General features: G+C 45.7%; 17 protein-coding genes and 1 pseudogene. 11 read left to right on the forward strand and 7 right to left on the reverse strand.

Annotated features, from left to right (window positions below; translation table 11 throughout):
• Window positions 1–183: 183 nt before the first annotated feature.
• The 4 genes from QUA58_RS19920 (at window position 184) to QUA58_RS31595 (ending at window position 1,740) form a co-directional block, all read left to right on the forward strand.
• Window positions 184–774, forward strand: a complete 591-nt coding sequence (locus tag QUA58_RS19920; protein ID WP_333395471.1) for a ParA family protein — start codon at window positions 184–186, stop codon at window positions 772–774.
• On the forward strand, window positions 771–1,022 hold the full coding sequence (locus QUA58_RS19925; RefSeq protein WP_333395472.1) for a CopG family transcriptional regulator: 252 nt from the start codon (window positions 771–773) through the stop codon (window positions 1,020–1,022). Before QUA58_RS19920 ends, QUA58_RS19925 begins: the two co-directional genes overlap by 4 nt.
• 160 nt (window positions 1,023–1,182) lie before the next feature.
• Window positions 1,183–1,476, forward strand: coding sequence for a hypothetical protein (locus QUA58_RS19930; protein WP_333395474.1), 294 nt, complete (start codon window positions 1,183–1,185; stop codon window positions 1,474–1,476).
• A 3-nt stretch (window positions 1,477–1,479) separates the two neighbouring features.
• Window positions 1,480–1,740 (forward strand): DNA/RNA non-specific endonuclease, encoded by a 261-nt coding sequence (locus QUA58_RS31595; RefSeq protein WP_445301890.1) that lies wholly within the window; start codon window positions 1,480–1,482, stop codon window positions 1,738–1,740.
• Window positions 1,741–1,803: 63 nt separating this feature from the next.
• On the opposite strand, the gene QUA58_RS19935 is transcribed toward QUA58_RS31595, so the two are convergent.
• The gene (locus tag QUA58_RS19935; RefSeq protein ID WP_333395476.1) at window positions 1,804–3,666 is read right to left on the reverse strand and encodes a site-specific integrase; all 1,863 of its coding nucleotides are present in this window, start codon (window positions 3,664–3,666) and stop codon (window positions 1,804–1,806) included.
• A gap of 506 nt (window positions 3,667–4,172) precedes the next feature.
• The gene (locus tag QUA58_RS19940) at window positions 4,173–4,385 is read right to left on the reverse strand and encodes a hypothetical protein (RefSeq protein ID WP_333395478.1); all 213 of its coding nucleotides are present in this window, start codon (window positions 4,383–4,385) and stop codon (window positions 4,173–4,175) included.
• 578 nt (window positions 4,386–4,963) lie between these two features.
• Here QUA58_RS19940 and QUA58_RS19945 point away from each other — a divergent pair.
• Complete coding sequence (locus tag QUA58_RS19945; RefSeq protein ID WP_333395479.1) at window positions 4,964–5,731, forward strand: tetratricopeptide repeat protein; 768 nt, start codon at window positions 4,964–4,966, stop codon at window positions 5,729–5,731.
• Between the two features lie 111 nt (window positions 5,732–5,842).
• Here QUA58_RS19945 and QUA58_RS19950 read toward each other — a convergent pair whose 3' ends face one another.
• From QUA58_RS19950 to QUA58_RS19965, 4 genes are all read right to left on the reverse strand, one after another.
• The gene (locus QUA58_RS19950) at window positions 5,843–6,019 is read right to left on the reverse strand and encodes a hypothetical protein (RefSeq protein WP_333395480.1); all 177 of its coding nucleotides are present in this window, start codon (window positions 6,017–6,019) and stop codon (window positions 5,843–5,845) included.
• Between the two features lie 10 nt (window positions 6,020–6,029).
• A complete protein-coding gene (locus QUA58_RS19955; RefSeq protein ID WP_333395482.1) occupies window positions 6,030–6,302 on the reverse strand; it encodes a hypothetical protein in 273 nt (90 codons plus the stop codon).
• A gap of 3 nt (window positions 6,303–6,305) precedes the next feature.
• The gene (locus QUA58_RS19960) at window positions 6,306–6,986 is read right to left on the reverse strand and encodes a hypothetical protein (RefSeq protein ID WP_333395483.1); all 681 of its coding nucleotides are present in this window, start codon (window positions 6,984–6,986) and stop codon (window positions 6,306–6,308) included.
• Between the two features lie 531 nt (window positions 6,987–7,517).
• Window positions 7,518–7,817 carry a hypothetical protein gene (locus QUA58_RS19965; protein WP_333395485.1) on the reverse strand — a complete coding sequence of 100 codons (300 nt, stop codon included), beginning with the start codon at window positions 7,815–7,817 and terminating at the stop codon, window positions 7,518–7,520.
• Between the two features lie 793 nt (window positions 7,818–8,610).
• Between QUA58_RS19965 and QUA58_RS19970 the strand changes: the two genes are divergently transcribed.
• From QUA58_RS19970 to QUA58_RS19995, 6 genes are all read left to right on the forward strand, one after another.
• On the forward strand, window positions 8,611–8,772 hold the full coding sequence (locus QUA58_RS19970; RefSeq protein ID WP_333099039.1) for a hypothetical protein: 162 nt from the start codon (window positions 8,611–8,613) through the stop codon (window positions 8,770–8,772).
• 389 nt (window positions 8,773–9,161) lie between these two features.
• On the forward strand, window positions 9,162–9,578 hold the full coding sequence (locus tag QUA58_RS19975; RefSeq protein WP_333078723.1) for a hypothetical protein: 417 nt from the start codon (window positions 9,162–9,164) through the stop codon (window positions 9,576–9,578).
• On the forward strand, window positions 9,575–10,261 hold the full coding sequence (locus tag QUA58_RS19980) for a hypothetical protein (RefSeq protein ID WP_333395487.1): 687 nt from the start codon (window positions 9,575–9,577) through the stop codon (window positions 10,259–10,261). Before QUA58_RS19975 ends, QUA58_RS19980 begins: the two co-directional genes overlap by 4 nt.
• An 895-nt stretch (window positions 10,262–11,156) precedes the next feature.
• Entirely contained in the window at window positions 11,157–11,558 is a 402-nt protein-coding gene (locus QUA58_RS19985) for a plasmid mobilization protein (RefSeq protein WP_333395489.1), read from the forward strand.
• A 65-nt stretch (window positions 11,559–11,623) separates the two neighbouring features.
• Entirely contained in the window at window positions 11,624–12,340 is a 717-nt protein-coding gene (locus tag QUA58_RS19990) for a relaxase/mobilization nuclease domain-containing protein (protein WP_333395491.1), read from the forward strand.
• Window positions 12,333–13,283, forward strand: a complete 951-nt coding sequence (locus QUA58_RS19995; RefSeq protein ID WP_333395493.1) for a hypothetical protein — start codon at window positions 12,333–12,335, stop codon at window positions 13,281–13,283. The genes QUA58_RS19990 and QUA58_RS19995 overlap by 8 nt, the downstream gene beginning before the upstream one ends.
• Window positions 13,284–13,935: 652 nt before the next feature.
• On the opposite strand, the pseudogene QUA58_RS20000 reads toward QUA58_RS19995, so the two are convergent.
• A pseudogene (locus QUA58_RS20000) lies at window positions 13,936–14,637 on the reverse strand (hypothetical protein); the annotation flags it as partial.

The raw sequence follows: 14,637 nt of genomic DNA on the forward strand, positions 1-14,637 counted from the left end.
TGGGATTTTCCATGATTTATTTTGTTTCTAACTTCTCAAACCCAGTCTAGCTGGACTTGTGTGTACACGGTAGCCCTATAACTGGTAAGATACGACATCGCTTTAAACATTCAAACATTCAAATTTTTAGACGTTTAGATGATTAAAAGGTAAAATTGATTAACTCAACGTATCGATAAACCTATGATCGTGACAATCGCCTCATTTAAGGGCGGAGTCGGAAAGACAACTACAGCGCTGCACTTGGCGACTTATCTGCAAACCAAAGCGCCCACGCTTTTGGTAGACGGCGACCTCAACCGCAGTGCTTTGGATTGGGCTGCGCGGGGTTCTCTCCCGTTCAAAGTCGTGGATGAAAAGCAAGGAGTTCGCTTTGCCAGAGATTACGAACACATCGTGATAGACACGCCGGCCAGACCCGACCCCGACGAACTCAAAACTGTAGCTGAAGGGTGTGACTTGCTGATTTTGCCGAGTTCTCCCGATGCAATGGCCCTCACCGCGATGGTGCAAATGGTGGAAGCTCTGCATTCCCTAAAATCGAATTACCGCATTTTGCTCACCCTCATCCCACCTGCTCCCAGCAAAGTCGGGATTGAGTCTCGCAGAACGATCGAGAAAGCCCAGTTGCCGATATTTAAAGCTGAGATCAGGCGACTGGCAGTATTTCAAAAAGCCGCGCTGGCCGGGGTTCCCGTAAGTGCTGTCAAAGATGCCTACGCCAAAGCTGCTTGGGGTTGTTATGCCGCTGTCGGCAAGGAGATATTGCCGTGAGCCGCTTTGATGATTTGTTAAAGGCCAAGAAACTCAAACCCGGCGAACCTAACGTCGAACCTGCACCAACTCCGGCGTTACCCAAAAGCAAAGACCCAAACTTTGTCAGGGCCACGGTTTATTTGCCCAAACAAATGCACCGCGACCTCAAATCTGCTGCCGCACAGTCAGGTGAAGAAATCAGCGAGCTGGTTGAAAAATCGGTCGCTCAATACCTCCAGCAGCTTAGTGCCAGTAAAAACATTTAAATATTTGAACATTTGAACATTTGAATGTTTGAGCGCTGCCAGTTTTTTCTCTTATTTGCAGCAGTTACCTTTCCCGTCAATCGCTGCATTCTTGAGTTCGTGTAATGTTGGGTGCGTATGTTAGTAAGCTGGCACTGGACTCGCAAGGGAGCGGTGCAGCATGAAGAAAATACGGCAGTTGGGGGCGATCGCTCTGATTTTGGGGATGATGGCTGGCTGCAATCTGACATCAGCCCCGCCATCTTCACTGCCGCGAGTTTCTCCTAAACAAAGAGTGCAGAAACCCACAGCGCAGCCACCGATCACTTCGGCAACCAACAACCGCAACTTACTTCTGGGCAATCCTAGCAATGCAGCTTCCAGCGTTGCCACCACCGACAACTATTTAATGGTGAAGCCGCAGTACGCGCTCTCCCCCAACAGCAAAACTCACACTGCCAACTGGGTTTCGTAGCAACTGAACCGCTCTTGGATTGGAACAGCCGACCGCCAGGACAACTTCTGCCCAGACGACGCTTTCCCCGCTCCTTGGTACAAAGTGCGACCAAGCGATAAAACAGGAAGCGGCTACAACAGGGGACACATTGCACCAAGCGCAGATGGCACCCACAACCAAGCAAATAACCACACTACCTTTTTAACCAGCAATATGATGCCCCAAATGCCTGAACTCAACAGACGTGTCTGGGGTGACTTGCATAAGTCCTGTTGTAATTAAAGTCAGAAAAACAGTAAAAAAAACCCCTGCACGCTTATGCAGGGGAAAGCGAATTACAGTTCGCTAGTCAGAAGTTGAGTCGGGATGCAAAGACTTCTGGACTAGCTCCATAACCGCTAACTGAATGGGTCTGTGCTTCTGCACAGGGCTGCGACGGTCGTAACTCGCCCGGAGAATCTGCGGGCTATGACCCATGCTATAAGCCAGAGAAGCAATGTCCGAGTCAGACGCTCCGTTATCCAAAAAATGAGTCGCAAAGATGTCTCGCAGTAAGTGAGGAGTCAATCGCTGGCCCGTCAAAGCATGAGCAGCATTACTGATATAGTTAGCCATACTGTCCTCAGCAAAAGGTGTGCCATTGTGCCGCACAAAAACGAATTCACCCACGGGGTCGAACTGCATACGGCCCGACCACAAACGCCCAACATCCTGCTCACCTGGGTTGAAAGTTCCCCCGCAGGATCGCCAACTCCCATCGGGCATTTTATAATAGCCATAGAGCCATGCTTCCAAATAGTCATAGAAACATCGTCCGTCAGGGAACCGCACGTTAGGAATCTCCAAATCTTGGTGTCCGTAAGTCTTACCCGTTTTATACGCCTCGGGCGTTAGATCCTGGAACCAGCGACCATCCGGCGTCCTAGACAGATAACCGCAATTCCTGTCACGGTTACGACCCGTAGGTAGAGGCTGGTACAAACCGTCAGCAGGCACATCCACAGGTCGCTTCACAGGACACTCAAGAGCCATTTTTAGCTCCCTAAACTCCTGCTGTCGCCGAGGGGGACTATAGGTCAAACACCCCCAGAGCACGTAGCGCTGGAAGCTGTAAGCAGTCGCCTTCAGAGACCTCGGAGAACCACACGCCAACTTCGGTTGGCACTCCAAGCGCAGCGGTTCGACAATTAGTTCCAAAACTTGCGGCAAATCCAGCCACTTCTTATCCACATCCGCCACGGGGACGTGGTTGTTCAACTCCTTAGTTCCCAGTGACAGCCGTCCGCGCAAAACCTTCACCGCCGGCACTTCACTGTAATCGCTAGAAGTGATTTCATTGTGGTATTGAAACTTCGCCACCGCCAGCAGCGCACACAGGTAATTCTTGCGAGTATGCGGGCTTTTGGCATTTCGTTCCTCTATCAAAAAGTTGCAGAATTCGCAAACCCAGCGATCCACATAATCCCCTGCCTTAGCAGCCATTGTGACCGCAACTTCCTTAGAAGCCGCATACTTGAGTTCAACTGGCGGAATTAAAGTATTCAAAGATAGCTCTTCCAACGGCACTCCTCGGTGGAGATGGAACCAGCCCAGCAAGTGAAAGAACAAACCAATTTGGTTGCGGCAGGCTGTAGTTTTCACCGGGTCTTCTAGCCTGCCCTGGCAATGGGCGGAGGTACGAAACTTGTAAAAATGTTCAGTTTCAGCTTTTAACTTCTCTGAGACTTGCTCTGGCCCCAGCCCGTAAGGTGGCAAGGCAGAGCGGCTCGTCAGTAGCGTTTTCGCCATAATTCCATAGCCTCGACGGCGGCGACCTCCGCAGCAATCAACAGGTTTCTCAGGTAAGGTATTTCCCGGCCACCAGCCTTGCTGGCTAGACCAAGAAACAATTTCCTTAAGCCGGCAGCTATAAACCTCCTTACTACTATCCGAAGGTTGCAGCAGTTCAAAAGCTTTTTCTTGAGCTTCCTTCGCAGTTGTGAATTGCTCAACGTTTATACCTTTTTTAAAGGTCGTTGCCCTGTCTATTTCAACTCGCGTGGGCTTGCGACCTTTGAAAGGCTCCAAGCCCCATCCTGGCAAAGTATAACGGTTGATAGCCGTTTCAGTTTGAGCGATAATTTCTTGCGCTTTCTTGTGCGGGTGCTGGCTCTGAACGTGAGTAGCATACAAACCGAGAATATCGGTCAAAGAGAGGTTCTTTTTCATTGTTATAAATGGTAGTAGAGCAAGACGGGACAACTTTAGGTCTTGTGGAAGTGCTACGAAGCTTTGAAAAGAGGGTTTCAGAAACTGGCTCTCATTCAAATAATAGTAAAAACTACAGTAAATCACAACTTTACTGTAGTTTTTACGCTAGGCAGTAGTCGGTCGCAAGCCTTGTAAAATAAGGTTTTTCTCCTGAAAACGCAGCTTAGTTTATAAATAAATTTCTGGCTGTTTATAACCGCAAAAAAACTTATGTTATGCGTAAGAGCTAATGCCTTGCTATGCTTAGAAAGGTATAAAAGCAACGCCATATCCCAACCACTAAGTTGGTCAAAACTAGCAAAAATTAGCTCTTGCTTAGTAGCTAATCTTTGTAAGGGAGCGCTTTTGGGCTTTTGTATTCGATAACCAAAATACAGCAGTGGGGTTCGGGCAATTAAAAGGTTCATAGTGCCATCAGTGAGGCTAAAAAAAGGGCTGGATTGTAAAAAAGTTTGGGTTTCTGACTAATGATTAGTTTGAGTGGGTGGCTGAGTTTGCAACTTAATCTGTCCTCTCGCAAATTGTTCGACAAGTTCTGAGCGAGAAATGCCGTGTATTTTGGCAAGAAGCTCCAGTTCTTTGACGGCTGTTTGTGTGAGGCTAAAGGTGAAGGGTTTTTTAATTTCGTCATACATCTCTGGCTGATTCCTCATGCTTTTATGTTTGGGTTTAGCCATGTCAAAACTCCTTTTTAATTGGGTAACAAACTTTCAATTGAACTCGACATTAAAATAAACACAAAAAAAGGAGTTCGGGTGAACTCCTGGTCAAGGTTAGTATTTTATTTAGTTATTGGCTGTGGAGCGTTGAAGAAACCCAACGCTCGCCAGACAAAGTGATTGTCGAACGAAATCCTAGAGAAAGTTATGAGTGCTAAGTTTGAGCGGTAGCCGTGGTTTTTGTCGAGCACTAAGAAATGCTGGAATTTATAACCTTTTAGGTACCTAGGAGTTATTATAGCTTTGTCCATCAAAATCAGCTACATTTTTTGAGTTGTAAGTGATTTAGTTTGTAAGTCTTTACTGGATAGCTTTTAGCTCTTAATAAGAGCATTCTAGTGATTGAAACTTAACTTTTATTTACATTTTTTATCCTGTCTACTTTACGTCAAGTTTCCTCTCATCGGCTACGTCGCCTGATTCCCTCACTCCCTGAATTTCCCCATGCAAATATACTTGCATCGCCCTTACTTCTTCCTGCCTTTACACTAAGCGAGCTAGTGAGTAAGATTGACAAAAATACAAAAGGGGTGGCTATGTTTGATCGCGCTCAATTGTTTTTGGCTGGTATGTCGATCGCACTTTTGGTTCAGCTAAGTCAGCCAGTGGCAGCAGCCGTGTCCGTTGGCAAAGTCGTACAAACAGCACAAACTAACAGTAGCGACGCTGCTGCAAAAGCTTTCAAAGAAGGATCACAACTCTACAATCAAGGAACAGCGGAAGCAAAAAGAAGTGCGATCGTCAAATTAGAAGAAGCATTAAAAATGTATCGAGCGGCGGGCGATCGCTCTGGGGAAGCGAACACCCTCACCTGGCTCGGCCGTATTTACTCAGATTTGGGAGAAAAACAGAAAGCGCTAGAGTATTACAGCCAGTCCCTTCCCCTATTGCGGGCAATCGGCGATCATTCCCGTGAAGCTACCACCCTCAACAATATCGGCTTACTCTACTCAGATTTGGGAGAACAACAGAAAGCGCTGGAGTATTACAATCATTCCCTGTCTCTGAAACGGGCAATCGGTGATCGCAGTAGGGAAGCTACCACCCTCAACAATATCGGCTTACTCTACTCAGATTTGGGAGAAAAACAGAAGGCGCTAGAGTATTACAACCAGTCCCTATCTCTGAAACGGGCAATCGGCAATCGCAGTGGGGAAGCTGTCACCCTCAACAACATGGGTACTGTCTACTCAGATTTGGGAGAACAACAGAAAGCGCTAGAGTATTACAATCATATCATGTCCGGTCGATTACCCATAATAAAAACTCCTGAAACTACTGGTACGAAGGGATCGTCATCATGAGCAATCGTTAGGGCATCATATAATTTTGCATATTGTAACTCTTCGATGTTTCCGTGCTGGCACGGAGAAACCAGGGGCGATCGGCTTATTAGGTAGCCCCATCGTTTCTGGTTAATTCCCCAGTAAATTGATAGAGAATAAGAAAATTACTATTTCTATAAACGGATAGGCGGGGAAAATACACAATTTCCGCGTTTTCCAAATCTGAACAACCACAGGCGCGGTAAGGTTATGTTGATTTTCCAGAATTGCCTTTTGGGTGGCGGCTTCTAATTCTTGGCAGTTCATGGGTTTACTTTTAACTCCTCTCTTTTCTTTTTTCCCAGTCTGGTTCGTACAAACCTTCACTTATTAACAAAGCACGAAGCGTCCTATATTCGGCTAATAAGCCAGCATAATTAGACCAAGAACAACAACCAAGCCCGTCGCCGTCATAAAATTGACCAGGAGTGGGATCTAAGAAACTACCTGACTGTGGAATTTCTGAAAGACAATCACGAGTGTGACCCCAGTCAGCATGAAATACAGTCTCAAAACAATCTAAAAACTTAACCACACGATCGTCTAACATCACTTAGTACCAACCTCCATTTTTTCGGATAAGTTCTTGTTTAGCTGCGTGTATGTTTAACTCAGCCATTGTTCTATCTATTCCTGATTTAACCCAATCTTCAATTAAATCACATTCTATTTTTCTACGTGTCTCCAGCCGTTCAATGGTTGCTTGCTTCCACATAATCGGCCATCCGTTTTCTTCGCATATTTTGTTATCCTCTTGCATTAGTTTTGCTAAACCTTCGGGAATGATTGTATGCACAGGAATCATAACCTCTATAAAATCAGCTTGCGTACAATTTCTAACACTTTTTGCAAGTGTATGTTCAGAGTACGCTATTATTTCCATAGTTTCATTGCCTGAAACGATAGTTCCCGGCACTTCGCTTGCTTGGTTAAAAACTTCATTAGGTATCAAGCTTTGAGGATAGCAAGCATCTCCTTCTTCTTTGAAATAACTTTTCCAATCATCGCTTGATAGGCTATTCAGAGTCAAATTTATAATGCTACCCGCTTTGATAGCATCTTCGTAGTTGTAGTAAAAAAACGAATCAAGCTTGTAACTTCTAAGAGCCGTCACCAACACAAGATAACCTTCTTTAGCGGTTAACGGACTAGCTTTCTTTTTGATCGTAATTTCGACTGGTTGCTTTTTACCGTATTTTCGGTCTAGTTGTTTTCTGCGTTTTGCTTCTCCCATGATGTCTCCTAAATTATTTCCAAAATTTTCACATTTAAAATCTTGGTTCTTCCGTACCTGTTATGCTAAATCGCATCAGACGATACTTAAAATCTCGGTATAGCTGGTTTTGGAGTCATTTTGACAACCGTTTGGCATAGTAAGTCCGAAAGGGTCACATTTTTTTCCTCTAAGCTGTATGTCACCCCTAACTCGGACGATCGCCGTCGAATCAGAAAAAATGGTATTTCCCCATCTAGAACTCTAAACAAATGCTGCTTTAGGTCAGAATAAAAGCATAAGCTGGTTCAGGGTTTGGAACTGCTACCGCTTCATCACGATAGGGAATTTTTGGGATTGCGGAACTGTGACAGTAACTTCGAGGCTATTGCCATCAACGGCTATCAATGGATTAAAACGACCAGCCAGTTAAATCGGCTAGCAAGCCATTTACCCCAAATTGGCTTGCTAACTGATTTAGCTTTAATCCTTGCTAAGCGAGGCTTTCAGCCGTGTTCGCAAGTTTCTGCACAATTGTTACTCAAACCTCCCTCACTGCAGGGCTTCAGGTTTAGGTTCCTTCGGTTTTTTCTCAAAGACTTGAATATTTGGGTCTGATAGCACAAAGCCGTTAGATGTTGATTCGCCCATCTTGCCACCGATAGCAGCCACCCACATGGGATAGTTGGCAGCAGCATCCTCAAGCTTCTTCCATATTTTGGGCTTAACAGTAACGGACACTACCCGACCGTCACAGTCAAGCTCAAAGGTTTTCCAGTTGTCTTTGTTAGTCTCTACGTTATTCGGGAGTTCGTTAATTTTGATGATGAGTTCAAGCTTGCCAATTGTCATAGGTAGTTTCGTTGGTTTAATTCGTTGCTTTTCTGGTACGAGAGTCAGCTTTGTTATATTCTCCAGCCTAGGGGTTGAAACCGCTACAGCTTCATCAGGCGAAGGGTATTTCCCCATCTAGGACTCGAAACCAGTACGGCTCGGTCAGGTTAGACTCATTACTTGACCGGCGTTGCAACGATCCCAGACGCTCTCGCCCTTAAGACACCGTATTAGGGTCTGCTCTTAACCTGCCTTCATACCAACAGTTTAGCCGATTGCAAAGCGCGGGCCCGACAACAGCAATTTATGCAACTGTCAAGGCTGACATAACGGCTGCTGTGTTGCCAATTTTCTCATACTCCTTATTTGATTTTTTATTCAATTCAGATAACGGCTACTGTGTTACCAATTTTCTCGCACTTGCTCAACTTGATTCTTAATTCAACTTACCATACTGTAACTTGATTATTAAATCAATCCAGTCTTTGTTAAAAACGCTAAAAAATTAGCTAATTGTTGCGTCAGCTAAAGTCAGGCATTTGCAGTATAAAGTCAGGCAAGTGCAGTATAAAATCAGCGAGATTACAGGTATTTGCAGGGGCTGCACTTTACCTGTATTTACCGGAAAATATCCTGCAAATGCCTGACTTTTTCGGTCAAATTGCTGCTTTTTTGTGCTGTTCGTGCCTTTGCTTGTTGAGGCTGGTTTTGGCTGTTCTCTCTCGGTAGCAAGCAATGGTTTTGCGATCGCAAACCCTGACTAATCTATGCAGACAAAAAATAATGCACCCTGATGAATGGGGAATCCTAGGTGTTAAGTAGCTTGATTTTTACCCGATATTCGACTGTGCCGATTGCTCACATTGCTCCTGTTGTTGTGGCGGCTTTTGTGGCAGCACTGGCATCAATTGCCGCAATTTTTCCATCACGCCTGGGTAGCGATCGCTCAAAAGCTCGCTCTCTTGTAAACTAAATTTTATGCCTGATAGGAAGCTAGGGAAAAAAGTTAGGAGCAGTGGTAGCAATAGCAATGTTGGGAGATATATTTATACCGATAGCGGTAAAGGAAAATTCCGGCTAAGTTTTCTGAAACTTATAGTGATCACGCTCCTACCTACAACGGCTTCAAGCGGCCGGGGCGAGCGCTGTATTCGCTACATGGCGATTGCCCTTCAACGAGCGCCGAGCAGTAAATTAAAGTCGCCACACCTTAATTATTCGCCATTCGCGAATGTAGAATAAAGGAAACAATGCGCTCGCTCATCCGCTATGCTAAAACCCCAAGATATCCTTGCAATACTCAAAGTCCACAGTTGGGATTCAACGAACTGGACGTACAGTTCTCTCGCTCAAAGCTTGGGCATGAGCGCATCAGAGGTTCATGCTGCCCTTGAGCGTTCTGAAGCTGCCGGTCTGTATTATGGCTCCGAGCGGAAAATCTTGAAGCAAGCGGTGTTGGAATTCTTGGTTCACGGGCTGCGCTATGTATTCTACGCCCAACCAGGCCCCCTCTCGCGGGGACTGCCAACTGCACATTCTGCTGAGCCATTGAAAAGCAAGCTGGTTGCCTCACCATCTGAGGTTTACGTCTGGCCTGACCCTCAAGGTGTCGTCAGAGGGCAGGCAATCGCGCCTCTGTACCGTTCAGTCCCCCAAGCTGCCAGTAACGATCCAAAACTCTACGCCTTGCTCAGCTTGATTGACGCTATTCGAGTTGGTCGGGTGCGGGAGCAACGTTTAGCCGCTAGCGAACTTGAAAAGAGGATCGTCGCTCTATGAACCCGCAGATACTCATGCTGGAAACAGTCGCCCGGATACTCTCTCAAGTACGCACTACCATCGTCTTCACAGGAGGGGCAACGATATCCCTGTATCTGGACGAAGTGGCGGCTCCTGACATTCGACCTACCGATGATGTTGATTGTGTTGTGGAAATCACGTCCAGAGCTGAATATTACAACTTCTCGAACTTGTTGCGAACCCTTGGGCTTCAAGAAACTATAGAACCAGGGGCACCCCTATGTCGCTGGCAATATGAGGGCATTTCAATTGATGTGATGCCGTGCGATGAGTCGGTACTAGGGTTTTCTAACCGCTGGTACAAGCCAGGTATTGCTAATTCTATTCACTACCAACTTCCAAGTGGTAGGCAAATCCTAATTTTTTCAACGCCTTACCTCCTCGCTTCCAAAATAGAAGCTTTCACGGGTAGAGGCGGGGGTAACTTTTATTTTAGTTCCGATATTGAAGACATTGTGGCACTGCTTGACGGGCGTTTTAGTTTGTTCGAGGAAGTGCAACAAGCTGACGAAGAAGTGAAAGCATTTTTATCAGGATGGTTTCGAGCCGAGCTTGCAAATCTGTGCTCCATCGCGCCTGCTTTCCTCTCACCCGTTGCTAAAATTTCAGGTCGCACTCGCTTGCTATTGGAAAGAATTGAAAGGCTGGCGATGGTAGTTTAGTAGTTGACTGTTAGCAATAGACGGCAGCGGACACTTGATCGAGGTAAGCCTTACACTCGCAAACACCCTCAACGGAGCGCAAAAACCAGATAGTCCAGCCTCAACTTTATTGCTGGCATAGTGGGTACTACGCTACAAAATCGCTTCATAAATTTTAGCTACCTGCCAATTTCCTCACACTTGCTCAACTTGATTCTTAATTCAACTTAGGTATTGTAACTTGACTATTAAATCAATTCGGATTTTGTTAAAAACGCTAAAAAATTAGCTAATTGTTGCGTCAGCTAAAGTCAGGGATTTGCAGTATAAAGTCAGGCATTTGCAGTATAAAGTCAGGCAAGTGCAGGTATTTGCAGGAACTGCACTTTACCTGTATTTACCGGAAAATATCCTGCAAACGCCTGACTTTTTCGGTCAAATTACTGCTTTTTTGTGCAGAGACTGCCTTTGCTTGTTGAGGCTGGTTTTGGCTGTTCTCTCTCGGTAGCAAGCAATGGTTTTGTGATCACAAACCGCACTTTTACGTGCAGGAAGAGAAATAATGCACCCTCCTTTTACGGAAGCCTAACCGTAAGGTCGGGTTTAATACTTTCTTTAGCTTTAATGACAACTGTAACTATTTGTACTACGATTTAAGCTGAATATTCTATAGCTCTAAGAAATTAGAGGGAGAAAATGCTTCAAAAGCAATTCAACAAGCTCATCACTTATTCAAGTGCGATCGCACCTAAATCCACTATTCTATACAAATAAAGAAAATTATAGTCAGTCTCTACCTTAATAAACTGTCTAAACAGCCCTCTCCAATTGGGGGAGATAAAATCACCTGAATAGCGCTTGTCGATTACAGTTGTTAACTTGTATCTTGGTAAGAGGTTTTTACTGATTAAAAACTATGAAAACTTTATCGGAAGCCAAACCTAGAGAGCTGCTATCTAACCATATTCACATTCGCCTCACTGACTCAGACTACAATCAAATCAAAGCAAGAGCAGAGCAAGTAAATTTGAGCATGAGCGACTTCATGCGCCGTGCAGCTTTGAGGAGAGCCCTGCCGCGCCCTCTAGCTGCATTTGACTTAAAAGCCTATCAAGTTTTATGCAAGATTGATGCCCAATTGAGAATGGCAGGAAACAACCTCAATCAGATGGCTAAAGCTTGTGATAGTTCTGTGGCATTGGGAGAACCAGTGGTTGTCAATACAGGACTCTTAGAAAGCGTACAGCAACTCATTCGAGAGAACGGGAATGCAATTAAAACAATAGTTGCAAACCTCGCCAAATCTACAGTACCCTAATTATTAACAAGCCTGGGCTTTACCGCCTGAGCAATCGATTCTGTGCAACTGACGGCTTTTCGGTTATGATCGGCAAACAAATCAAAGGTACAGGCTTTCGGGGCTGTCTGAACTACGTGCTGGGCAAAAAAGACGCCGCTCTAATTGGCGGTACTATGTGCGGACAAACTCCTGAAGAACTCGCTACTGAATTTGCCATCGCCCGACAACTAAGACCTAACCTGAAAGTAGCAGTTTTTCACGCCACTTTATCTGTCGATAGCACCGAAAAACTAGAAGATTCTGAAGAAAATGACCAACGCTGGCTGGCAATCGCAGCCAACTACATGAAAGCGATGGAATTTGACAACAACCAATACGCAGTTGTCAAGCACAGCGATACAGAACACGACCACATCCACATCGTCGCCAGTCGCATTTGCCTAGATGGAGGTGTTGTTGACGATAGCTGGGATTATTACAAAAGCCAAGAAACTATTCGCCAGCTCGAACGGAACTACAACCTGGAAACTGTTACACCCAGTTGGGAAACAGACAAGCGAGCTCAGACTACAGGAGAACACAGGCAATTAAAAAGCAAGGGAAACAAGAGCGTCAGGGTGCAATTGCAAGACCTAATTGATGAAGTTACCCAAGACAACCCAAGTATGCCAGAATTCGTTGAGCAGTTGCAGCAACAAGGCGTAGAGGTGCAAGTCACACGAACTGGAATCGGCTTCAGTAAAGGCATTTCTTACATACAATTTAGATGGAGTCGCTTTAAGTGGCACTCAGTTGGGTAAAGCCTACACTTTTTCTGGATTGCAGAAGCATCGAGGCGTTAGCTATGACCAAGGGCGAGATAACGCCCTAATTGAGGCTTTAATGCAGCCACAACACTTAGCTATCGCCCCTGGCGAGGCAGAGGAAAATGAGCTAGAGTCGTCACAATTCGAGTTAGTAGCAGGCGCACCTGGAACTCCTGCAACAGCAAATGAGTTAGAGTCGTCACAATCCGAGTTAGTAGCAACCGCGCCTGCAATTCCTGCAACAGCAAATGAGTTAGAGTCGTCACAATCCGAGCTAGAAACAACCACACCTGCAACTTCTGCAACAGCAAATGAGTTAGAGTTACAACTGTCAATCCTGCCTGAGCCTGATGAAACTCAGTGGCAAAAAGTCCGATCGCATCTAGCAGTCGAGTACAGTTTACCTTTAGAATTGCTTGATTTATTGCACTCTCATTCTTGGTTGTATGCCGGCTCAGAAAAGGCTGTATTTACAGGACGGACGCTTGAGGGAGAAGCCCGGTTCGCTTTTGTCATAGATGAATTGGGCAACTTTACTACAACCCATCCCCTGTCATCTGAAGCTGCTTTCTGGGTAGCCACTACTGGAGAAATTGAGCGAGCTGTGATTGCCTGTAACCCAATCGAAGCCCTTTCAATTTTGCTTATTGAACAGAATAACTCTACAACAACACCAGCGACACTTTACCTAGGAATTGAACGAGCTTCACAACTGCCTATACAATTCTTACAAGAACTCGATAGCGTTATTATAGCGATCGCAGAAGATTATATGCTCGCTCGAAATGCAAGCGAGCTGCTACCGAATGCAGAACTTGTTAATCAACAGTCAAGTTGGAATGATATCTGGATACAATTAATTGAGCAAGAACAGCCAAATTTTCAACAAAATAACCAACAGTATAAACGGCACACCCAAGAAATTGAATTGGATTAGCTTTTACAGCTTTAAAAATTGATACGACTTACGCAACTGAGGAATTTTTAGACTATCGGACACTCGGCAGACCTAGCAATCGCCGTCGATGTGGCTTGCCCCGAGGCAAGCCACACAGGTGAATGAACTTATCACCCTATTCTACCGACTTCAATCCTATAGAATTATGGTAGTCGCAACTCAAATCTTTTTTACGTCAGTTCTCAGCAAGCACCACCACTCCGGGTTGACATTTTGCTGGCTTTTGCCCGCTTATTTGGTCAATCCTAAGCACTTCAAAAACTGGTTTACAAGCTGCTGCTACTGTACTTCATAAAGCTGGAATAGGCTGTATTTCACAGGTTTCCCAAATCTACTAGGGGCAGAACCAATAGGGTTCAGATAAGACACTCATGGAGACAAAACACTGTGAAAAATAGATACTGCGAAGGCGCGTGCCTGCCCGAAGGGCTTATGCTTCGCCCAAAGCTCTCTTCGGACAAAAAACATTAACTGAACCGTATTGGGGGCAGAACTGCTATCGAATAGTTCCATTTTCAAATCAAACAGTTTTTTTGAAACACGCAGAATGAATTTTCTGCGTGATACCCAAACCACGCAAGCAGCCGTTTGATGCGGTTTGTGTGGTTTTTTATTGACTGTCAGAACTCGGCTAAGCCTCTAGCCTCAATTCCATCAACTCGGTAATCCGCTCGCGCACAACGGTGTCCTCAGTAACCAGCCAAGCCGTGATGGTGGCCGCATCGTACCGAGTCCCCGGCGCACCCCATGCGTACATCTGGGCGAGCAGACTTTGGATTTGTGCGGGATACAGTTCCGGCCACCAAACAATTGCGATTTCTCGCAGTTTTTCGGCATCGGCGGGGGCGATAATTTCTTGCTCTGGCGTGGTTTCGGCGGGTTTTGGTTCCTGCGGATTGTCGCCCAGTGCGAGAGGCTTCGCCGTCAGTTCCGAGAATATCACTCGCTCCGAATCGGTCAAAGCGGCCCAAACTTTCTCGCGGTTTGCAGCTCCCCTGGCACAGACATCTTTAAGGATTGGCAAGATGTCGGCCGCTGTCCGTCGTGCAGATTCGGGGTCGGGTTCTGCTATTGCCACCCAAATCATCTGCACGAGTTCGAGCTCATCTTCGTTGAGTTCGGGATGCGGGGTTTGAAGGGGTTCGCGTGGGGTTGCTGCGGAGTTTGTTGCGGAGTTTAAATCCGCGACTAGCAAGGGTTTTGGTATTTCGACGGGGTTGACGGGGTTCAAACCTACTTTTTCTATTATTTCTGACTGCTGACTTGTGATTTGGCTTTCTTCAATCAACCCAGAAGAAGACTCTAAGTTTTCACAGAAGTGATGACTTGTGAT

Origin of the sequence: Microcoleus sp. N9_A1, assembly GCF_036701795.1 — a bacterium.
GTDB lineage: Bacteria > Cyanobacteriota > Cyanobacteriia > Cyanobacteriales > Microcoleaceae > Microcoleus.